Below are 20,950 nucleotides of genomic sequence, written 5' to 3' on the forward strand. Positions count from 1 at the left end.
TTTCGGGTTCAGCCGTCGACGGCCCAGGTGAGAGTGCGCCCGTCGGGCTCGGGCCGGGGACTCCACCGCACCGCCACGACGCGCGTGTCTTCGGGAAGCAGGTAGACGGTATGCCCGCCGAGCGTCTCGCCGGGCTGCACCCCGATCCGGTGCGGCGGCCGGGAAGTGAGCGAAACGGGTGCCTTGGCCACGGTGTTGCCGAGGTCGGTGACGAGCTCGAGGTAGTTGTCGGGCAGTGAGGCGAAGGCAATGGGCCCGCGGTTGGTGATCTCGGTGTGCACGACGACCGCCCGCTCGCCGTCCTGGAGCCGGTAACCGGCGGCGCCGAAGAGGAAGTCGGCCGGGTCCTGGACTTCGAGCAGCTGGACGGTGAGCTGCTCGCCCTCGATCCCCTGTGCCTGCAGGGATTCACCTACGCGGCCTTGTGCTGGGGGTGTTTGCGGGTGGGTTTCGTCGCCTCGGGCCCAGGAGGCGGTTTGGGGTACGCCCCAGGTGCTGACCACGGGATCGGGCTGCGGTCCTGGTGGGGGCGGGGTAGGTCCATTGTGGACGGTGGTGGGGGAGAGGGCGTGGGGTCCGGAGTGGGCCGGGTATTGCGGACCGGCGGTGGGCGGGGGTGGGGTGGGTACCGGGCCGGATGGTCCGGTGAGTCCAGTCGGGGGGCCGGGTGGTCCGGCGGGGCCGGATTGGCCGGGTATTCCTGCTGGTGGTCCGCTCGGTCCGGCGATGCTGGGAGGTGGTCCACTCGGCGCGGGAACCCCTGTTGGTGACCCGGTTGGCCCGGCTGCACCGGGCGGCGGTCCTGGGCGTCTGGGGAACCCGGCCGGTGCCGGTCCGGGGAAACCGGGGGCTGCGGACCGTCCGGGTATGGGTGGCACGGCCGGGCCACCGTGGGTGGGCGGTGCGGCGGGGTGTTGCCACGACGGGGGTGCAGCCGAGATCGCTGCGCGCAGGCCGTTCGGGTCGCTTTCCACGCCTACCAGCAGGGGGAGCCCGCTGCCGGACAGGGCTACCAGCCGGTAGGCCACTTCCCTGGGGTCCATCCCGACCTTTGCCGCCAGTTCGTGCACGGCCACCTTGCCCAGCTCGGCCAGTGCGGCGAGCAGGCGGATATCGGCGGGATCGGTCACGGCCACTCCGGCAACGCTACCGTCTCGCCCGCCCGGCCCGGGTACGCCACCGAAGCGCGGCGTGCCCCGGTCGGTCCGGGTGGCCCGGGTGTGTCGCTGGGGCCCACCCGGTCGGTCCGCCTCGCCCGGGTGGCTCGGGTGCGTCATCAAGGCCCGTCCGGCTCAGCCCACCCGGCCGAACCGGCCACTGATACCCCGGGCAGCCGACCGGCCATCTGGATTAGGGTCGGGAGCGCACCGTCCGCTCTCCTGGGGGTTTGCCCGATGTCCGTCGTGTCCGGTCTGGCTGATGAGTTCATCGACGTGTCTTTCGAGTACGAGCCGCTGGATGCGGCGGTGCTCGGGATCCGGCCGGAGGCGCCGGGGCTCGGCGACCCCGGAACCGGCGCCGAGGAGGCGTTTCGCGCCCGGATCGCCGGGTTGCTCGACCGGGCTCGCCAGGTGGACCCGGCTGGGCTCGATGACACCGATCGGGTCACTCGGGATGTCTTGATCAGCTCCATCGAGGGGCAGCTGGACCGCATCGACAGCCGGATTGCCGACTTCACTGTCACCGATCTGTTCGTCGGGCCTGCGGCCGGGCTGCTGTCGACGTTGCCGATGGTCGGGGTCACTGCCGCGTCCGCCGAGGCGCATCTCGGGCGGCTGGCGGCGATTCCGGGCTACCTGCGCGCCTATGCGCAGCGTCACCGTGACGGCATTGCCGCCGGGTTGCTGCCCATCGAGCGGCTCGTGAAGGGGGCCATTGCGCACCTCGATCGCTACCTCGCCGACCCCGCCAATGACCCGCTCCGGCGGCAGCCTGCGCCGGATGACGACTTCGCCGCGCGGCGGGAGCAGTTGCTGCGGGACGTCGTCCACCCGGGCTTTCGCGAGTACCGCGACTTCCTCGAGACCGAAGTCCTCCCCCATGGCCGTCCCGACGACAAGGCCGGGGTCTCCTGGCTTCCCGGCGGCGACGAGATCTACGCCCGTCTCGCGCGTACCCACACCACCAGCGCGCGCACGCCGCAGGACCTGCACGACACGGGTCTCGCCGTGATTGCCGGCCAGGTCGAGCAGTACCGGGAGCTGGGCGAGCGCGTGTTCGGCACCCGTGAGCTCCCCGAGATCTTCGACCGCCTCCGCACCGACCCCAAGCTCCGCTGGACCAGCGCCGGCGAGCTCCTCGACACCGCCCGCGCGGCGATCACCCGGGCGGCGGCCGAGGCGCCGAAGTGGTTCGGGCACATCCCGCAGCATCCGTGGACGGTCGAGGCGGTGCCGGAGGATTCCGCGCCCGGCGCGCCCCCGGCGTACTACATCCTGCCCGCCACCGATGGTTCGCGGCCCGGCACCTACTTCGCCAACACCTACCAGGCGACCGAGCGGTTCCGGCACACCGCCGAGGCCACCGCGTTCCACGAAGCCATCCCCGGGCACCACTTCCAGCTCAGCACCGCGCTCGACCTCACCGATCTCCCGCTGCTGCGCCGCATCGGCGGCTTCACCGCGTACGCCGAAGGCTGGGGCCTCTACACCGAACGCCTCGCCGACGAGATGGGCCTCTACTCCGACGACGTGTCGCTGCTCGGCATGCTCACGCTGGAGTCGATGCGCGCCGGGCGGCTGGTCGTCGACACCGGCCTGCACGCGCTCGGCTGGAGCCGCCAGCAGGCGATCGACTACCTCGTCGAGCACACGCCGATGGCGCGGGTCGAGATCGAGGCGGAGGTCGACCGGTACCTCGGCTACCCGGGCCAGGCGCTCGCGTATCTGGTGGGGCGCCTGGAAATCCAGCGGCTCCGGCAGTCCGCGGAACAGCGCCTCGGCAGCCGGTTCGACGTCCGCGCATTCCACGACACGGTGCTGTCCGGCGGTTCGCTGCCGCTGTCGGTGCTCGACGCGGTGGTCGGCGAGTGGGTGGCGAGCCACGGCGATACCGTCACCGGGCTGGCCGACGAGCTCACGGAGCTGGACTTCGAGCGGGAACCGTTGGAGCGCACGGTTTACGGCCTGCCCGGTGACCACAGCAAGCTCGCCGACCCCAGTCTCGCGGCAGCGGAGCGCGACCGTGCCGCGTACGCCGAAATTGCCGCGCGGGCCGAGGCGATCGACCCCGCCGGGCTCGATGCGTCCGAGGTCATCACGCGTGAGGTCGTGCTCGCGCACGCCCGCGGGGCCATCGACACGATCGACTCCCGGCTGTCCGGCTTCGCGGTGAGCGACGGCTTCAGTTCACCCGCGCTGTACCTGATCACGATCATGTCCGCGCTCACCCCGGACGACAAGGAAAAAGCCCGCGGCTACCTCAGCCGCCTGGCCGCGCTCGGCGGTTACCTCGACAGCGTCATCGAGGCCCAGCGGGCCACCATCGCCGACGGGTTCGTGCCGCCGGACTTCTTGGTACGCATCGGAATCGGGTACGTCGAGCGGTATCTCGCGAATGAGGAGGGCGACCCGTTCCGCGTCACCCCGACGGTCGAGGTCGACGGCTTCGCCGCAGAGCGCGACCGGTTGCTGGCCGAGGTCGTGCGGCCCGCGTACCGGCGTTACCGCGACTTCCTCGCCGACGAGGTGCTACCCATCGCGAAGCCGGAAACCGAGCCCGGCATCGGGCATCTGCCGGGCGGGCAGGAGAAGTACCAGGGCCTCATCCGCGCGCAGACCACCACCGACCGCACCGCCCAGGACCTGCACGACACCGGGTTGCGCATCGCCGGGGAACTGGCGGCGGAGTACCGCGAACTGGGTACGCGGCTGTTCGGCACCGGCGACCTCGCGGAGATCTTCGAGCGCCTGCGCACCGACCCGGAGCTGCGCTGGCGGGACGGCGACGAACTGCTGGACGGCGCCCGAGCCGCGGTGGCGCGTGCGGAAGCTGTTGCCCCGCAATGGTTCTCCCGCATTCCGGAGGCGAAGTGCGTGGTCGCTCCGGCGCCGGAGGCGGACGCGGCGAGCGGCACCATCGCCTACTATCTGCCCGCCGCGTTCGACGGTTCCCGTCCCGGCACGTACTTCGCCAACACCTACGAGGCGAGTTCGCGTCCGCGGTTCACCAGCGAGGCCATTGCGTTCCACGAAGCTGTTCCAGGGCACCATTTCCAGCTGTCGTTCGCGCAAGACCTCACGGATCTGCCGCTGCTGCGCCGGATCGCGCCGTTCAACGCGTACGTCGAGGGCTGGGGCCTTTATGCGGAGCGGCTGGCCGACGAGATGGGCCTGTACTCCGACGACGTCACCCGCCTCGGCATGCTCACCCAGGACTCGATGCGCGCCGGACGGCTCGTCGTCGACACCGGCTTGCACGCACTCGGCTGGACGCGGCAGCAGGCAGTGGACTACCTGGTCGAGCACACGCCGATGGCGAAGATCGAGATCGAGGCCGAGATCGACCGGTACGTCGCGAACCCGGGCCAGGCGCTCGGGTACATGGTGGGGAGGCTGGAGATCGAGCGCGTCCGCGCCGAAGCGGAGGGGGCACTCGGGGACCGGTTCGACATCCGCGCGTTCCACGACGTCGTGCTCGGCAACGGGAATCTCCCGCTTTCCGCATTGGACACCGTGGTGGCCGCCTGGATCGCGGCGGCCTGATCCGGCCGAGTGCCGAAGGGTCCGCGCCGGGTGCCCGGACGTGCCCGGTGTGACCTCCGCCGTAGCGCCGTCCGGGTGAGTGCTCCATAATGAGCGTACGCTTAGTCGGGCGCGGGCACCCGGCACGGCTTCCGGCAGGAGACGAGGGGATTCGATGAGGATCGGCACCGGCATCAACTACTCGGGCGGGTTCGCCGAGAGCGTCGCGGACGTCGTGGAGCTGGAGAAAGCCGGGCTCGACATCGTGTTCGTGCCCGAGGCGTACAGCTTCGACGCGGTGAGCCAGCTCGGCTACCTCGCGGCGAAGACCGAACGGGTGCAGCTGGCCTCGGGCATCTTCCAGATCTACACGCGCACCCCGAGCCTCACCGCGATGACCGCGGCCGGGCTCGACTTCGTGTCCGACGGCCGGTTCACGCTCGGCCTCGGCGCGTCCGGGCCGCAGGTCATCGAGGGTTTCCACGGTGTGAAGTACGACGCGCCGCTGGCCAGGACACGCGAGATCATCGAGATCTGCCGCCAGGTGTGGCGCCGCGAGCGCGTGGTCCACGAGGGCAAGCACTACACCATCCCGCTGCCCGCGGACCAGGGCACCGGCCTCGGCAAACCGCTCAAGCTGATCAACCATCCGGTGCGCGAGCGCATCCCGATCGTGCTCGCCGCGCTCGGGCCGAAGAACGTCGCGCTCACCGCGGAGCTGGCCGAGGGCTGGGAGCCGATCTTCTTCCACCCCGAGCGGGCGGCCGGGGTCTGGGGCGACGCGCTCGCCGAGGGCAAGGCCAAGCGGGCCCCGGAGCTGGGCGAGCTGGACGTGTTCGCCGGTCCGGCGCTGGCCATCGGCGACGACGTCGACCACCTGCTCGACCACGTGCGGCCGATGGTCGCGCTGTACGTCGGCGGGATGGGCGCGCGCGGCAAGAACTTCTACAACACGCTGGCCACCCGCTACGGCTACGGTGCCGAGGCGAAGCTGATCCAGGACCTCTACCTCGACGGGAAGAAGGACGAGGCCGCCGCGGCGGTGCCGCTGGAGCTGCTGCGGGCGATCTCGCTGGTCGGCCCGGCGGGCTACGTGAAGGAGCGCGTGGCGGCGTTCGCCGAGGCCGGGGTGACCACGTTGTCGGTCCATCCGCTGCTGCCCGGACGCGACGCGCGAGTGGCGTCCGTCGCCAAGCTCAGGGAGCTCATCGGGTAAGTCGGCTATGATGCTGGTTACCCAGTGTGAAAAAACCGCACTCAGGGTCGAAGCCACCGTGTAGTTACGCCGTCAAGGTCCCGCGTGAGATACGCGCCCGGGTGTAGAAACGGGTTCCCGGGGAATCCGGTGGCGTGGCGAAAGTGAGGTTGGCCAGGCTGTGCGCAGGATCGAAGGACCCGTGGCCGCGGTATTGGACGTCGGTTCGTTCAGTGCCCGGCTCGTCGTGCTCGAACCCGGTGGCTCGCCGCTGGAGCCCGTGCTGACGCACCAGACCCGGCTGCGGCTCGACCGTGAGCTCGACGACGACGGACGGCTCAGCCCGGGCGGCATCGCGGCCATTTCCACCGCGGTGTCCAGCGGCGTCGAAATGGCCCGCGAACACGGCGTCAAGGACGTGTTTCCGCTGGCCACGTCGTCGATCCGGGATGCGGTCAACGCACGGGAGGCGGTCCGCGTCGTCAGCCGCGACACCGGGGTCGAGCTGCGGTTCCTGTCCGGCCGCCGCGAGGCGGAGCTGACCTATGTGGGCGCGCGCCGCTGGTACGGCGCGGCCGAGGGTCCGCTGCTGGTGCTCGACATCGGCGGCGGCACCGTCGAGCTGTCCGCCGGGGCCGGGGGACAGGCCACTTTCGCGCGGTCGCTGCCGCTGGGTGCCCGCTCGGTCACGCGCGACTGGCTGCCCGCCGAGCCGCCGGTGCGCAGTAAGCAGGTGCGCGCGCTGCGAGATCACGTGCTGGAGGAAGTGGCCGGCGCGCTGGGCGACGTGAAGGCGGAACTGGCCGAACACCGGGTCGTCGGCTGCTCGAAGGTGCTGCGTCAGCTGGCGCGGCTCGCCGGGGACCGGCCGGGCAAGACCCGGGAACTGCAGCTGGACGACATCCGCGCCTGGATTCCGCGGCTGGCCGCGATGCCCTCGGCACGCCGGGCGCAGCTGCCGGGGATCTCGCGCCGGCGGGCCCAGCAGGCCCTCGGCGGCGCGGTGGTGGCGGAGGCGTTGCTGACCGTCGCGGGCGACCGGATGACCATCTGCCCGTGGTCCACCCGGGACGGGCTGCTGCTCACGCTGCTGGACCAGCTCACCGGCGCCACCGGGAAGCATTCGCGTCCGGCCGCGTGAAGCCGCTGGTGCGGGCCGGGGAAAGCGGGTATGCCGGAAGCATGACCCAGAGCTTGTTCCCCGGCCGCTCCGACGACTCAGATGACGACTCAGGCGACGAGGACACCCCGTTTCCCCGCCGGAAGAAGGACCCGCTGCCCGAGCCGGACGAGCTGACCGGCGAGGTGGCGACCGTGCCGGGCCCGGATTTGAGCCCGGCGCACACCGAGGACGTGGACCCGCCGCCGGGCACCGACGCGGGGTGAACGTTCAGGCCGCCAGGAGTTCGGATACGTCCGGCACCGAGTCCAGGTCGGTGAGCCGGTCCCACAAGGCGGGCCCGGTTGCCGAATCCGCCGTGAGGGCGAGGAATTTGCTGCGCACGTCCGCGGTGGAGGCGGGATTCCGGTTGTTCCCATAGGGATTCTCGCACCTGCCGTGCAGTTCCCGGCCGTCCGTGAGGGTCAGGGTGACCTCGGCGAGGTGCCGGTCGGGGAACTGCCGGTCGTATTCGCCGTCCGGGACAACCGAAACCGTGCGGGCCAGCCGGATGAGGTCCGGCCGGGCGAGGGCCGATGGCGCGAAGGCGTCGGGTCCGGCATGCCCGTGCAGCAGGAAAGCCGCGGCGGACAAGGGAATCGAGAACCGAGCGGCCAACGGCGATGGCTGCTCGGGGATCGCGTTCAGCTCCGCGGCACGGACGCTCACTCGCACGGTGAGCGACCGGACTGTCTGCGGGTCCACCGGAGCGGCGAGCCATCGGGACGGTCCTTGCCCCAACGCGTCGATCAGTGCGTCGAGGACCGGATGGACGTGGCCGCACGTGGAATGGAACTTGACGTACGAGCTGTCGACCGCCCATCGCGAGCCGAGGTCGGCGGTGAGGGCATCGGGATCGACGGCGGTGCCGAGCAAGCAGCCGAAACCTTCCGACACGGCGTGCTCGTAGCCGGTGTACCCGGCGGTCGCCAGCCGCACGGCCAATGCGCCGGACTGGACGGACAGGGCTGGGCTGGCGGTGTGCATGGAGGCACCGGCATAAGGCGAGGCGTATGACGTCGCGGCGATCATGCCCGCGGCACCGTTCAGGGCGTGCCGGGTCTGTGCCGACGACAACCCCGTTAGGCGCGCGAGAGCCGCGGCCACGCCGACGGTGCCGAAGTTTCCGTGACAGTGCACCCCATCTCGCAGCCGGAATGCCCACTGCAGCCGGGATTGCACCTCGTAACCGAGGACCAGCGCGGTGACCAGGTCGCGGCCCGGCAGGTGCCGGTGCTGGGCCACGGCCAGCGCCGCGGGAAGCAGGTGCATGGCGGGGTGCCCGGTGGGCCGCGTGCCCTCGTCGAGTTCGGTGGCGCACACCGCGAGTGCGTTGAGGGTCATCGCCTCTTCGCGGGTGGTCGGACGGAACCCGGTGGTCAGCAGCTGCGCTTCGGCACTGGGCGACGCACCGGCCAGCAGGGTGCGGACCGGCTCGGTACGCGCCCCGGCTAGGCCGACCCCGACGGTGTCCGCGATGACCTGCCCGGCCCGCCGCCGGGTGCCGGGTGGCAGGTCCTCGTGGCGCACCGTGGTGACCAGGTCCGCGAGCTGATTCACCGCGCAGGCAACGGAAACCGCGGTTTCAGGCATAACAGCCGGAAACGGTCGGCGGCGTGGAGCTCCCCACGAACACGACCGGGGCATCGGTCAGGTTGGCGTACGCGTGCGGTACCGCCGAATCGAACGAGATCGAGTCGCCGGTGTGCAGTTCGTGCGCGTACCCGTTGAGGTACACGACGATCGTGCCCTCCATGACCAGGAACACCTCCTCGCCGATGTGCGACATCGGAGTGTCCTCTGTGGAGAAATATGGCGGCACCGTCGTCCAGATCATGCCGAGCCTGCGGTTGGTCTCCGGCGTCAGCAGCTCCTGCGACAGCGAGGGCCCGTCGCTGTCGTCGGCGGACATCACCAGGTTCCGGCGTTCGCCGCGGCGGACGATGATGCGCTCCGGGTCGTACTCGTCGGTGCTGAAGAACGCCGCGATCGGCGTCGAGAGCGCACGGGAGAGCCGCATCAACGTATTGAAGGAGGGGTTGCCGATCCCGCGTTCCAGCTGGCTGATCAGCCCCGCGCTGACCCCGGCCGCCTCCGCCAGCTCCTCGACGGTCATCTTGTCGCCACGGCTGCTGTGCAGGACCCGGCCGAGGTGCGCGACCCGCGCTTCGGCCTCGGGAAGCGCTTCCCGTCGACTCATTCGGTGCTCCCTAAGCTCACGATGGTGTCTTCAATATATACGTGCTACGTTGCTTCTTGTGAAGATGAGACAAGTCGGGATCCTCACGGCCGACCTGTCACCGGTGCTGTGCGACCTGGTCGCCGGCGCCGGTGTGGCTTTTCTGGTGATCGACGCCGAGCAGACCGGGATCACCGCAGGGAATTGTGCCGAAGTCGTCCGGCGGCTCCGCCACGCGCCCGTCGAAGTGGCCGTGCGGGTGCCCGACTGCGCCGCGCGGACGCTCCTCGAGTTCGCCAACACCGGGGTCCACGAGCTGGTCCTGCCCCGGCTGAAGTCCCCGGACGAGCTGGCGGATGCCGTCGCCGCCACCCGGTATCCGCCCGATGGCCACCGGCCCCGGCAGGTGTCCCTCGCGTCGGGCTACGGGCGGCAGTACAGTGCGGTACCCCGGCTGACGGTGCTCTTCGAGACCGTCGAGGCGGTCGACGCCGTCGATTCCTTTGTCCGCAGCCCGTTTTTCGAAGGCGGCTGGGTGGGTCCCACGGATCTGGCCGACGATCTCGACCGGCACGGCCGGGGGAGCGCGGAACTGGGGCGGGCGGTCGACGCCGTGGCCACCGCCGTGAACAAGGCCGGGCATTCGCTCGGGTTGCCTGCCGGTGACCTCGACGGAATCCGGGCCGGGTTCGCCAAGGGCGCCGACCGCTGTGCCGTCTACTGGGAGCGATACCTGGCCGTCGTGCTGGGTCAGCTCGCCTCGCAACGCATCGCCTGACCGGGAGTCTCGATGACCACACCCGACCCGGGTATCCGGGCTGCCCTGCGCATCGGCGCGGTGGGCGACGTTCTCGTCGACCGCCCCGACCCGCTGACCGCCTTCGCGCCCAGCGCGGCGCTGCTCGACCAAGTCGACGTCATGTTCGGCAACTGCGAAGCCGTGTATGCCGATGGTGTACACCCGGCACCGAGCGCGAGCATTCCTGTGCTCGGCCGTCCGGAACACGGTGCGCACCTTGCCGAAGCGGGCTTCGACGTCATGTCGTTGGCCAACAACCACACTGTCGACGGCGGTCACGAAGGTCTTCGGCAAACCCTGCGGTTGTTGCGGGAGCAGGGAATCGTGCCGTGCGGTGGCGGCGAAAACCGCGCCGAGGCCGTCGCTCCCGCGGTGGTGGAGTACGGCGGACGCACTGTCGCGTTCCTCGCCTACACGTGCGTGTACCCGGCCGGTTATGCCGCCGGTATGGACCGGCCGGGGCTTGCGGTGATCCGCACCCACGACATCTACACCCGTTCGGAGATGGACGCTTTCCAGTCCGGCGGTGCCCCCGAATGCGTCACCGTGGTCGATCCCCGGGACCTGCGCGAGGTCCGTGGCCACATCGCGGCGGCGCGGGAGCAGGCCGACGTCGTCGTGGTCAGCATCCACATCGGCGACGGCAGCCGCCCGGCGGTGGTCCTCGACCACGAGCTGGACCTCGCGCGGGCGGTGATCGACGCCGGTGCCGACGCGTATCTCGGGCACCACCACCACATGCTGCGCGGGGCCGAATACCACCGCGGGAAGCCGATTTTCTACGGGCTGGGGCATTTCGTCTTCGATGTTCCCGATTTCACCAGCCAGGTTCCACCGGCCATCCTGGCGCGGATGGCGGAGCACGCCGGGGAATACGGGTACGGCTACCGCGACGACGGGTACCCGCTGCTGCCGATGCACCCGGAAGCCCGGATGACCATGCTGGCGGTGCTGGACATCGACGCCGGGGGAGCGGTGTCGGCAGGCGTGGTCGTCGCGCGGATCAACCCGGCGGGACAGCCGGTTCCGCTCGACCCGGCGTCGGCCGACGGCAGCGCAGTGGTGGATTACCTCACCGACATCACGAAGCGTGCCGAGCTGTCCGGCGGGTGGCGGATCGGCGAGCGCACCCTGGCCGGAGTGCCCGTGGTGGACCTGCTCGACGGGACTCCGGGGGCATGACCACGGTGGAGCCGGCCGGGGCCGTGCTTCCGGGCACCGACCGGTTGTTCGAGCTGCCCCAGCTGGCGAGCCTGCGGTACGGACCCACGGCGTTGCAGCATCTCGCGGAACTGGTGGACCGGGCCGGGGCGCGGCGGGTGCTGGTGGTGACCAACCCCGCCACGGTCCGGCACACCGGCGCCGTGGACCGGATCGGCGACATCCTGGGCGGGCGGCTGGCGGGTGTGTTCGCCGGTGCGGCCGCCCATGTCCCGCTGGCTGTCGTGGCCGAGGCCAGGGCTGCCGCGAAGGCCTGCAATGCAGACCTTGTGCTCGCGCTGGGCGGTGGCAGCGCGATCGACTGCGCCAAGGCCGTCGCCCTGACCGCTGCGGACCCGCGGCCGGTGGACGCAGTGCTGGCCGAGTACGAGGTGCACGGCGGCGCGTCGGCGGACGGCGAGATCCTGCCCCAGATCGCGGTACCCACCACGTTGTCGGCTGCGGAGTACACCGCCACCTTCACCGTGACCATGCCTGCGGGCGGCAAAGTCATGTACCACAGCCCGCGCATCACTCCTGCCGACATCGTGCTCGACTCCACGCTCGTTTGTCACACTCCGGCGTGGCTGTGGGCGGCCACCGGGTTCCGCGCGATCGACCACTGTGTCGAGTGGTACCTGTCGCGCGCCCACACCCCGTTCACGGACGCGCTCGTGCGGCACGCGCTGCCGATGCTGTGGCGCGGTTTGCCTGCGGTACTGGCCGATCCCGACGATCCGGGGGCGCGGCTCGACTGTCAGCTGGCCGCGTGGATGAGCGTGTTCGGGTCCGGGAACGTCCTCGGTGGCCTGTCCCACGCCATCGGGCATCAGTTGGGTAGCCACACGGGGATGGCGCACGGACACACGAGCTGCGTGATGTTGCCGCATGTGCTCGACTTCAACGCGTCCGCGGCGGGGGACCGGCTCGCGGATCTTGCCCGGATCGTTGGAGCGGCCGACCACACTGCGGCGGCCTTCATCGCCGCGCTGCGGGCACTTCGGGACGGGCTCGGACTGCCCGGCACCATCGCGGAAGCCACCGCCGCGCCGGTCGACATCGACGCGATCAGCCGTGATGTGATGACCGAGGTCGCCATCGTGAACAATCCGCGGACGGTGGCCGTCGAGGACGTCGTGCTGCTGCTGTCCCGCGCGCTCCATGGCTGACCCCGCCGCGCCGGTCCTGCTCGCCGGGGCGGACGCGGTGTGGGCCGGAGCGCGCGAGGACCGGCGTCTGCTGCGCAACGCGGACGTGCTGATCGACGGCGGCCGGATCGCGGCGATCGGGCCGGATCTGCCGCGTCCGCCGGGAATCGAGGTCGTCGACGCTTCGGGCTGGATCGTGCTGCCCGGTCTCGTGAACGCGCATCATCATTTGAGCCAGCAGCTCACCCGGACGCTCGCGGTCGGGCATCCGGTGGAGGACTGGCTCGCGGCGAGCTACCCGCGCTGGTCGCTGATCGACGCCGAGACCGCGTGGGCCGGTGCGCGGTGCGGGCTGGCCGAAATGGTGCTGACCGGGGTCACCACGGTCGCCGATCTGACGTACTACTTCCCGCGCGGGCACGCCGATATCTTCGACGCCCAAGTGCGGGCTGCCGGGGAGATCGGGTGCCGTCTCGTCGCGGTGCGCGGCGGCCTGCGCGACGTCGGCGAGGCGGTGCGGCGCCGGGTCGGGTCGGCCGTGGACGAGACTGTCGAATCGGCGGAAACCCTGCTCGCCGAACTCGATCGGGTCCACACGGCGTATCACGACCCGGGTCCCGATGCGATGGTCAAGGTCGCGGTCGGGCTGACGGAACCGCTGTGGACGGAACCGGCGTTGATGACCCGGCTCGCGGACTTCGCGCGGGAGCGTGACCTTCGCCTGCACACCCACCTGCACCCGCGCCCGTCGGACCACACGCAGGCGGGGATGGCGGTGTCCGAGCGGCTCGCCGAATGGGGCTGGTGGGGGCCGCACGTGTGGGTGGCGCACGGGACGCGCTTGTCCGCGGCGGAGCAGGAAGCCATGGCGCACCACGGAGTTGCGCTCGCGACGTGCCCGTCGTCCAATGCCCGGCTGGCCACGGCGATCCCCCCGGCGTGGCCGCTGCACCGCGCGGGCGGGATCGTCGCGGTCGGGGTGGACGGGGCGGCTTCCAACGACGGCGGGGACTTCCTGGCCGAATGCCGGTTGACCTGGCAGCTGCAGCGGATGTCCGGGGCGCCGGGGCTCACCGAGCTGACGCCGGACGTGGTGTGGGACTGGGCGACGGCCGGTGGGGCACAGGCGCTCGGGTGGCCGGGGCTGGGGGAGCTGACCGTCGGCGGACCTGCGGATGTGGCGTGTTTCGACCTGTCCGGACCGGAGTTCGCGGGCGCGTCGGAGCCGTTGGATGCGTTGCTGCTGTGCGGAATCGGCCGCCGCGCGGAGTCGGTGTACGTCGCGGGGCGGCCGGTGGTGCGAGGTGGGCGGTTGGTGGCGGATCAGGGGGCGATCGGGCGGACCGGACACCTGGCGGCGCGCCGGTTGCGGGATCGGGCGGCGGCCAAGGGGTGGTGACCCGGCTCAGGTTCCGATTGCTTGCGGGGCTGGGAGTCCCTTGATCTTGCGGAAGGTGTCGCTGACGGCGGCCGGGTCGACGACCAGGTCGATCAAGGCCGGTCCGGGTCCGGTGAGGTAGCCGGGCAATCGGGCCAGTCCGGCGGGGTCGGTGATGCGGATTGCCCTGGCGCCCATGGCGGTGGCGATGTCGGCGAAGCGCGGGGCCGGGTAGTCGGCTGATTCGGTGGCCAGGCCGTCGGCGACCAAGGTGTGCCGTTCGATTCCGAAGCCGCCGTCGTTCAGTACGAGGACCGTCAGCGGTGCCTGGGTCCGCACGGCCGTTTCGAACTCGTGCAGGCACATCGCGGCGGCGCCGTCGCCCAGTACGGCCAGTACCCGGCGGCCGCCGAGGCCGAGGGCGGCGCCCAGGGCCAGCGGAAGGCTCTGCGCGATGGAGCCGAACGAGAAGCCGTGCGTGAACGAGCGTGGCCGGGACGGGCCGAGCAGCTGGGTCGCCCAGATGCAGACGTGGCCGCCGTCCACCACCACAGCGACGTCCTCGGGGAGTGCCTCAGCCACTGCCGCGCAGGCCGTTTGCGGGTGCAGCGCCGAGGAAAACGACACCACATCGGGAACCGCCGGTGGTACCTGGCGCCGGAACGGCCGCGCGCCCGGGCGGCAGATGGCCAGCAGGTGCGCGGCGGTCCGCGCGCTGTCACCCAGCACGGCCAGCGTCGGGTCGGTGAAGCGGCCGAACGCCTGCGGGTCGGTGTCCACCTGGATGATGCGGGCGCCGGGGGTGAAGGCGCCGCCAGTTGTCGTCCAGTTGTTGAGGGAGGCGCCGAACGCCAGGACACAATCTGCCTCGGCGAGGGCGGCGCTCGCTGCCGGGTCGCCGAGGCCACCGGCCACCCCGAGATACGCGGGACGGCCGGCGAAGTTTCCCTTGGCCAGCAAGGTGGTGACGATCGGTGCGCCCAGCCGGTCGGACAGCGCGGAGATGCCGCTGATCGCGTCGTCCGTGCTCGCTCCCCGCCCGGCCAGCAGGACCGGCCGGGCGGACTCGCCGACCAGCGCCGCGATGGCGGCGACAGTCGGCGAGTCCGGAACTGCCGTGGTGACCGCCGGGACGGTCACCGGAACATCGGGGCACCCGGCCAGCTGCACGTCGGTCGGCGCGTGCAGCAGGACGGTCCGGCCATCACCGCATCGCCGCAGCGCCTCGCTCAAGGCGGACGCCATCTGGCCGGGCGAAGTGATGCTGACGCAATCCGCTCCGAGTACCGCGGCGAACGCAGGCTGGTCGAGCCGCTGGAGATTGTGCTGATCGTCGGCGGCCAGGCCACCGGCGATCACCAGCAGCCGGGAGCTGTGCGCGGCGGCGGTGGCCAGCGAGGTGGCGGTGTTGGTGAGCCCTGGCCCGTGCGTCACCGTCGCCACGCCCAGCTTGCCGGTGAGCCTGCTGTACCCGTCGGCCATCGCGACCGCGCCCTGCTCGTGCCGGGCGTGCACGACGCGGATTCCCTTGCCGGCCGTGAGTTCGGCCAGCAGCCGCAGGTTGCCGTCGCCCATCACAGCGAACACGGTGTCCACGCCGTGCTCGATCAGGGTGCGGGCGAGCAGCCGGTATCCGGGAATCAGCATGCTGGGCGCCTGGCCACGTCGGCGGCGAGTTTCTGGTGCTGCAGCCGGCCGGTCGGGCCGCAGGTCAGCTCGCCCTTCTCCATGATGACCGTACCGCGCAGCACCGTCATCATGTTCCGCGCCGACGCCTGGAATCCTTCCCACGGCGAGTAATCCGCCTCGTGCAGATCGGTCGCGGTCACCGCGTAGGTCTGCGACGTGTCGAGTACCGCGAGGTCGGCGTCGCTGCCGATGGCGATGGCGCCCTTGCGCGGGTACATGCCCATGATCTTGGCCGCGTTCGCCGACGTCATGTCCACGAACCTGGTCAGGTCGACCCCGCGCCGCACCACGCCCTCGGTGTACGCGACCGCCATCCGCATTTCGACCCCGGCGTGGCCACCGGTGGCGTCCAGGATGGTGTTCCCGCGCGTCTTCACTTCCAGGTCCGTGCACACGCCGTCGGTGGCCAGCGTGCTGACGGTACCGGCGAGCAGCCCCGCCCACATCGCGTCCCGGTCCACTTCGGACTTCAGCGACGGGTACGTGTGGTAGATCGCGCCGTGCTCCCGGCCGTAGTCCTCGTCGGTGAAATGCGCGTAGTGGGGCAGGATTTCGCCGTACACGGCCTGGCCGCGGCCGCGCGCTTCGGCGATCGCGTCGAGCCCTTCCTTCGCGCTGACGTGCATCAGGTAGATCGGCGCGCCGACGTGCTCGGCCAAGGTGATCACGCGCTGGAACGACAGCTTCTCGGACAGGCTGTTGTGCGCGTGCGACATGTACTCCAGCCCGACTTTACCCTGGCGCTGCAGGCGTTTGTAGGCGTACATGACGATGTCGTCGTCCTCGCCGTGCACGCACAGCATCGCGCCGGCCTCGGCGGTCTTCTCCATCAGGCCCCAGATGTGCCCGATGTCGGTCTTCTGCTTGGGCCGGGTGGGCGTGGTGTCGGTCATCCAGACCTTGTAGCTGCCGTGCCCGTTGGCGACCGCGTCCGGCACCTGCTCCAGTACCTCGAACGGGATTTCCGGCTGGTTGAACGTGCCGTGCAGGGCGAAGTCGGTGTGCGAGAAGCCGGACCACTCCGCCGCCTTGCGGGCGAAGCTCTGCTCCAGCTCGTCTCCCGGCTTCCAGTGCGCGAAGTCGACCAAGGTGGTGGTACCGCCGAATACCGCGCCTTCGCTGACCCGGTCGGGGCCGAAGCATTTGATCCCGCTCTCGGCGGCCGTCGGCAGTACCGAGTTGGTGTGGACGTGCGGGTCGACACCGCCGGGGACGACGAGCATTCCGGCACAGTCGACGACCCGGGCGGCGTCGTCGACCGTCTCGTCGGTGGCGCGGAGGCTGACGATCACGCCGTCCTTGATGCCGATGTCCAGGCGTGCCGCGCCTGCCGGGGTGACGACGAGTCCGTTGCGGAGCAAGAGATCGAGCATGATCGGGCCTTTCGGATCAGAGTGCCGGGCACCGGAGGAGGTCGCGGTGCCGGGGGGAGCGGAACGCGCTGAAGGGAACGCCGACGCGCGCGGACAGCCGGGGGTTGACCAGCTGGCAGACGCCGACGTTGCCCGCGGCGCTCACGAACATCGCGGCTTCTTCGGGGGTCCAGCCGCGGTCGGCGACGAGGAGGGCGAGCATGTCGTCGAGGGCCGCTCGCGCGGCCTCGTCGAGGCTTTCCCCGTCGCCGATGGTGAAAACGGTGTCCGGGGTGAGCACGATCGGCCGCGCCAACGGGAGATCGGTGAGCACCGCGCAGCTCAGCTCGATCTCGCCCGCGGTTTCCACCGCGGTCATCGACGACTCGCCATCCCCTTGTGCCGCATGGAGATCACCCGCGTACAGCAGCGCGCCGTCGACCTGGACCGGCAGCAGGACACTGCAACCGGCGCGGACCTCCCGGCAGTCCATGTTGCCGCCGAACCCGCCGACCGTGCTGGAGCTGGGCGCCGGACCGGCGGGGGAGACCCCGATCTTGCCGACCATCGGGTCGAGCGGGATCGGGGTGTCGTCGTCGAACCAGACCTGCCCGTCACGGATCCGCACGACACGGTGGGTCCGCGCCATGTGGTGGCTGAAGGCGCCACGGCCGGGGATGGTGACCATGGCGCCCGCGTCGGCCAGCCGGATGCGGCGGACGTCCACTCGCAGCACGGTTCCGGCCGCCGCGCCCTGCACGTGGACCGGTCCGGTGATCGGGATGGCCATGCGCTCGTACTCGTCGCTGACCCCGAACAGTTCGTTGTCGAGCAGGCTGGCCGCGCGCAGGGTGAACACCTCGCCCGGCTCGACCCGCAGTGCCGGGGGCACCGTGGAGTCGAAGCGGGCGTGGGTGTGGTCGATGCCGAGGCAGGTGTTCACGGGTACACCGGGGTCGTCCACGGATGCGTGGTCTGGCCCAGCACCGCCTGCCGGAACCGGACCTGCAGCTCCCGGGTGACCGGACCGGCTTCGCCGTCACCGATCTGCATCCGGTCCACCGAACGGAGATGGTTCACCTCGGCCGCGCTGCCGCACACGAACGCTTCCTCGGCCGAGTACAGCTCCGTACGGTCGATCGAACGGACGTCCACCTCGAGCCCGGCGTCCCGCGCGAGCTGCAGCACGCTGTCGCGGGTGACCCCTTCCAGGATGCTGTCGGTGACCGGCGGCGTGGCGAGCCGGCCGTGGCGCACGATGAAGAGGTTGTAGCCGGGCCCTTCGGACACGTGCCCGTCGGTGGTCATCAGCAGCGCCGCGTTGTACCCGTGCCGGGTGGCTTCCAGCTGCGCCAGCCTGCCGTTCTGGTAGTTCGCGATCGACTTGATCCGGGGTGGCATCGACCGGTCCGACAGCCGGGCCCAGCTGCTGATCTGCGCGTCCAGCCCGGTGGCGCCGAAGTAGTTGCCCATCGGGATGGCCGCCATGAACACCGTCGCCGGTCCGCGGTCGTGGGGTTTCCCGTCGGCGGAGTCGACGAACACCTGTGCCCGCATGTGCAGATCGGTGCGCAGGTCGTTGGCCCGGATCAGCCCGGTCATCTGTTCCTGCAGGTCGCCGATGTCGGTGGGACCGTCGATCTCCACCACCCGCATGGAGTCGACCAACCGGCGGAAGTGGGCGTCGAGCCGGAATCCGTACAGCTGCCCGGCATCGGCCGACCAGTAGGCGCGGAACCCTTCGAAGACCCCGACGCCGTACTTGAGAGTGCTGGAGAGCACGTGCAGCCGGGCGTCGGCGTAGTCGACGAGTTTGCCGTCGTGCAGGAGAAATCGCGGGTGCTTCGGCTCGGCGGTGGCCGCGGACATGGTCATCCTCTCGCTTCGTCGATCAGCTTCACGATGGTGTCCGAATCGGTCACCGTGCCGTGAAAGATCGCGTGGTTCTTCATGCTTGCTTCGTGCAGGTCGGGCCAGGTGGAGGCGCAGCCGTCCCGCGCGACGATCACCTGCAGGTCGCGGGCGTAGGCGTCGCGGACCGTGGCGTCGACGCAGTAGCTGCTGCTGACCCCGCAGACGATCACCGTGCCGATGCCCCGCATGCGCAGCTGCAGTTCCAGCCCGGTGCCGTAGAAGGCACTGGCCCGGTGCTTGACGATGCGGGTGTCGTTGCGAGCCAAGTCGAGGAACTCGTCGATCAGCTCCGCGTCCCAAGTCCCTTGGAGACACGGCGGGTCGGCGAGTTCCGCCTGCGGGTTGGTCAGCCTGCTGCGGTCGATCGACACGTCCTGGGGCAGGTGCTCCTGGATCGACCAGAACACCGGCATCCTGGCCCCGTGCGCCGCCTGGACAAGCGCTGTCACATTCGGGATGACCGCGCGGAGCGGATCGATCGGACCTGCTTTCGCGACCGTGCCGTCGGGATGACAGAACCCGTTCTGCATGTCGACGACGATCACGGCGGTGGAGCGGGAGTCGAGTTCATCAAGGCGCATGGCGATCATCCGACCGTCAGCTCGGCGGGATTGACCGTGCGCATCGGGCTGTTGGAGAAGCCGTTGATGTTGCTGCGGTGCGCCTGGACGTTGCTGCTGTCGACCAGATACACGATCGGCGTGTCGGTGACGCCCAGCTCGGCGATCTGCTTGATGTACCCGTCGCGCTGCGCCCCTTCGGCACCGCGGGCCTCGTCGACCAGCTTGTCGTACTGGGGGTTGGCGTAGCCGAAGGTGTTGATGTTCGAAGTGGACAGAGTGAAGGCGGCAGCACCGTACGCAGCGTCGCCGACGAAGGTCGAGTCGCTGTAGAAAACGGCTTCGAAGCGGTGTTCCCGGACGAGCTGGAAGAACTCGGCGGCACCCGCCACGTGCTGCAGCTTCATCTCGATCCCGGCGGCCTTCAGATCTGCCTGGAGCTGCACCGCGACGTCCTTGACCTGCGGTCCGGGACGCGACTCGCTGTACAGCGCGGTGAACGAGATTCCGTTCGGGTGCCCGGCTTCGGCCAGCAGCTGCTTGGCGCGAGCCGGGTCGTAGGTGTAGGTGGCCGACGGCGCGGGGAACTTGTAGTACTGCGGTACCCCGGAAACGGCGGGCTTGCCGAACCCGCGGTAGATCGCCTGCACGATGCGGTCCCGGTTGACGGCCATCGCCACGGCCTGGCGCACCCGCGGGTCGGCGAAGACGGTGTTCTTCTGCTGCAGCATCAGGTCGTCGCGATCGGCCGCCACGCAGTTCTCGACCTTGACGTCCTTGGCTTCGCGCAGCTGCGCGTACTCGGCGAAGGTCAGCGAGTCCGCCCAGGCTGCGTCACCGGACCGGACGAGCTGCATCCGGGTCGCCGATTCGGGCACCGACCGCACCACGACCTTGTCGATGTTGCCGCGTTTTCCTTGGTAGTGCGGGTTCTTCGTGAACGAGACCTCGTTGCCCGGGTCGAACCGGTCGAGCTGCCACGGCCCGAAGTTGGCGGTGTTCTTCGCGAGCCACTTGGTGGCCCACGGGTCGTCGGCCGTCGCGTGCGCCTTCGCGGCCTTGCTGTCGTGGATGGTGAGCAGCGTGCTGGCGAACTGCATGACGTCGAAGGAAGACGCGCCCTTCGCGTTGATCTTCACCGTCTTCGGGTCGACGATCTCGACGAGCTTGCCGGTGTCGAACTGCCCGATGAAGCCCAGCGCGGACTTGATGAACGGCTCACGCGTCAGCTGCCGTTCGACGCTCCACTTCACGTCCTCGGCGGTGAGCGGGTTGCCCGCGGAGCTGGTCGCGTCGGCGAGGGTGAAGACCACGCTCTTGCCGTCGTCGCCGCGTTTCCACGAGCTGGCGAGGGACGGCTCGAGGTCGTCGGACTGGCCGAGGACGTCGCACTCCCCGTGGTAGCGGACCAGGGTCGAGTCGATCACCCCGTACACCAGCTTGCTGGGCTGCCCGCCCCACGGGAACTGGTCGAGGTGGGCCGGAACGCCGGGCGCGGCATAGACGAACGTGCGCCCGCCGTTCGCCGCGGACGTGCCGGACGACGAGCTCGCCGTGTCCTCCTGGAGGCTGCAGCCGGTGATCGTGGCGGCCAGGGCCATGGCCAGGACGCCTGCCCCGGCTCGCCGGCGCGCGGAACCGATGCGCATCGGGGTCTCCCTTCAATAAGAAGAACGTTTTCATTATAGTGAAGTC

The 20,950-nt window shown here is 70.4% G+C and carries 17 protein-coding genes; 8 read left to right on the forward strand and 9 right to left on the reverse strand.

The window, feature by feature from the left end:
• Positions 1–8: 8 nt before the first annotated feature.
• Positions 9–1,136, reverse strand: a complete 1,128-nt coding sequence (locus tag OO71_RS36490; protein WP_033294585.1) for an AsnC family protein — start codon at positions 1,134–1,136, stop codon at positions 9–11.
• 258 nt (positions 1,137–1,394) lie between these two features.
• Between OO71_RS36490 and OO71_RS36495 the strand changes: the two genes are divergently transcribed.
• From OO71_RS36495 to OO71_RS36510, 4 genes are all read left to right on the forward strand, one after another.
• Positions 1,395–4,703, forward strand: a complete 3,309-nt coding sequence (locus OO71_RS36495; protein ID WP_033294586.1) for a DUF885 domain-containing protein — start codon at positions 1,395–1,397, stop codon at positions 4,701–4,703.
• Between the two features lie 154 nt (positions 4,704–4,857).
• Positions 4,858–5,898, forward strand: a complete 1,041-nt coding sequence (locus tag OO71_RS36500; protein ID WP_033294587.1) for an LLM class F420-dependent oxidoreductase — start codon at positions 4,858–4,860, stop codon at positions 5,896–5,898.
• A 160-nt stretch (positions 5,899–6,058) separates the two neighbouring features.
• Entirely contained in the window at positions 6,059–7,018 is a 960-nt protein-coding gene (locus tag OO71_RS36505; protein WP_033294588.1) for a Ppx/GppA phosphatase family protein, read from the forward strand.
• 41 nt (positions 7,019–7,059) lie between these two features.
• Positions 7,060–7,263, forward strand: a complete 204-nt coding sequence (locus OO71_RS36510; protein ID WP_033294638.1) for a hypothetical protein — start codon at positions 7,060–7,062, stop codon at positions 7,261–7,263.
• Between the two features lie 4 nt (positions 7,264–7,267).
• Here OO71_RS36510 and OO71_RS36515 read toward each other — a convergent pair whose 3' ends face one another.
• Positions 7,268–8,629 carry an MmgE/PrpD family protein gene (locus tag OO71_RS36515; protein ID WP_051792660.1) on the reverse strand — a complete coding sequence of 454 codons (1,362 nt, stop codon included), beginning with the start codon at positions 8,627–8,629 and terminating at the stop codon, positions 7,268–7,270.
• The gene (locus OO71_RS53155) at positions 8,622–9,236 is read right to left on the reverse strand and encodes a cupin domain-containing protein (RefSeq protein ID WP_033294589.1); all 615 of its coding nucleotides are present in this window, start codon (positions 9,234–9,236) and stop codon (positions 8,622–8,624) included. Before OO71_RS53155 ends, OO71_RS36515 begins: the two co-directional genes overlap by 8 nt.
• Before the next feature lie 64 nt (positions 9,237–9,300).
• Between OO71_RS53155 and OO71_RS36525 the strand changes: the two genes are divergently transcribed.
• Genes OO71_RS36525 through OO71_RS36540 form a run of 4 tightly spaced genes read left to right on the forward strand, consistent with a single transcriptional unit; the run spans position 9,301 to position 13,761 of the window.
• The gene (locus OO71_RS36525) at positions 9,301–9,993 is read left to right on the forward strand and encodes an aldolase/citrate lyase family protein (RefSeq protein ID WP_211260786.1); all 693 of its coding nucleotides are present in this window, start codon (positions 9,301–9,303) and stop codon (positions 9,991–9,993) included.
• Between the two features lie 12 nt (positions 9,994–10,005).
• Positions 10,006–11,196, forward strand: a complete 1,191-nt coding sequence (locus OO71_RS36530) for a CapA family protein (RefSeq protein WP_033294591.1) — start codon at positions 10,006–10,008, stop codon at positions 11,194–11,196.
• The gene (locus OO71_RS36535; protein ID WP_051792661.1) at positions 11,193–12,383 is read left to right on the forward strand and encodes an iron-containing alcohol dehydrogenase; all 1,191 of its coding nucleotides are present in this window, start codon (positions 11,193–11,195) and stop codon (positions 12,381–12,383) included. The genes OO71_RS36530 and OO71_RS36535 overlap by 4 nt, the downstream gene beginning before the upstream one ends.
• Entirely contained in the window at positions 12,376–13,761 is a 1,386-nt protein-coding gene (locus tag OO71_RS36540; protein WP_051792662.1) for an amidohydrolase family protein, read from the forward strand. Before OO71_RS36535 ends, OO71_RS36540 begins: the two co-directional genes overlap by 8 nt.
• Before the next feature lie 6 nt (positions 13,762–13,767).
• Here the strand turns inward: OO71_RS36540 and OO71_RS36545 are convergent, their stop codons facing one another.
• From OO71_RS36545 to OO71_RS36570, 6 genes are read right to left on the reverse strand one after another with little or no spacing between them, the layout of a single operon-like run.
• Positions 13,768–15,387 (reverse strand): thiamine pyrophosphate-binding protein, encoded by a 1,620-nt coding sequence (locus OO71_RS36545; RefSeq protein WP_033294592.1) that lies wholly within the window; start codon positions 15,385–15,387, stop codon positions 13,768–13,770.
• Complete coding sequence (locus OO71_RS36550; RefSeq protein WP_033294593.1) at positions 15,381–16,802, reverse strand: dihydroorotase; 1,422 nt, start codon at positions 16,800–16,802, stop codon at positions 15,381–15,383. The genes OO71_RS36545 and OO71_RS36550 overlap by 7 nt, the downstream gene beginning before the upstream one ends.
• Before the next feature lie 16 nt (positions 16,803–16,818).
• Positions 16,819–17,745, reverse strand: coding sequence for an acetamidase/formamidase family protein (locus OO71_RS36555; RefSeq protein ID WP_051792663.1), 927 nt, complete (start codon positions 17,743–17,745; stop codon positions 16,819–16,821).
• Positions 17,721–18,650, reverse strand: a complete 930-nt coding sequence (locus OO71_RS36560; RefSeq protein ID WP_051792664.1) for a branched-chain amino acid transaminase — start codon at positions 18,648–18,650, stop codon at positions 17,721–17,723. Before OO71_RS36560 ends, OO71_RS36555 begins: the two co-directional genes overlap by 25 nt.
• A gap of 2 nt (positions 18,651–18,652) precedes the next feature.
• Positions 18,653–19,276: a cysteine hydrolase family protein gene (locus OO71_RS36565; protein WP_162186160.1), complete on the reverse strand. Its 624-nt coding sequence runs from the start codon at positions 19,274–19,276 to the stop codon at positions 18,653–18,655.
• 5 nt (positions 19,277–19,281) lie between these two features.
• Positions 19,282–20,904 (reverse strand): ABC transporter substrate-binding protein, encoded by a 1,623-nt coding sequence (locus OO71_RS36570; RefSeq protein WP_033294594.1) that lies wholly within the window; start codon positions 20,902–20,904, stop codon positions 19,282–19,284.
• Between the last annotated feature and the right edge of the window lie 46 nt (positions 20,905–20,950).

The organism is Amycolatopsis jejuensis (assembly GCF_000717335.1).
GTDB classification, from domain to species: Bacteria; Actinomycetota; Actinomycetes; order Mycobacteriales; family Pseudonocardiaceae; genus Amycolatopsis; species Amycolatopsis jejuensis.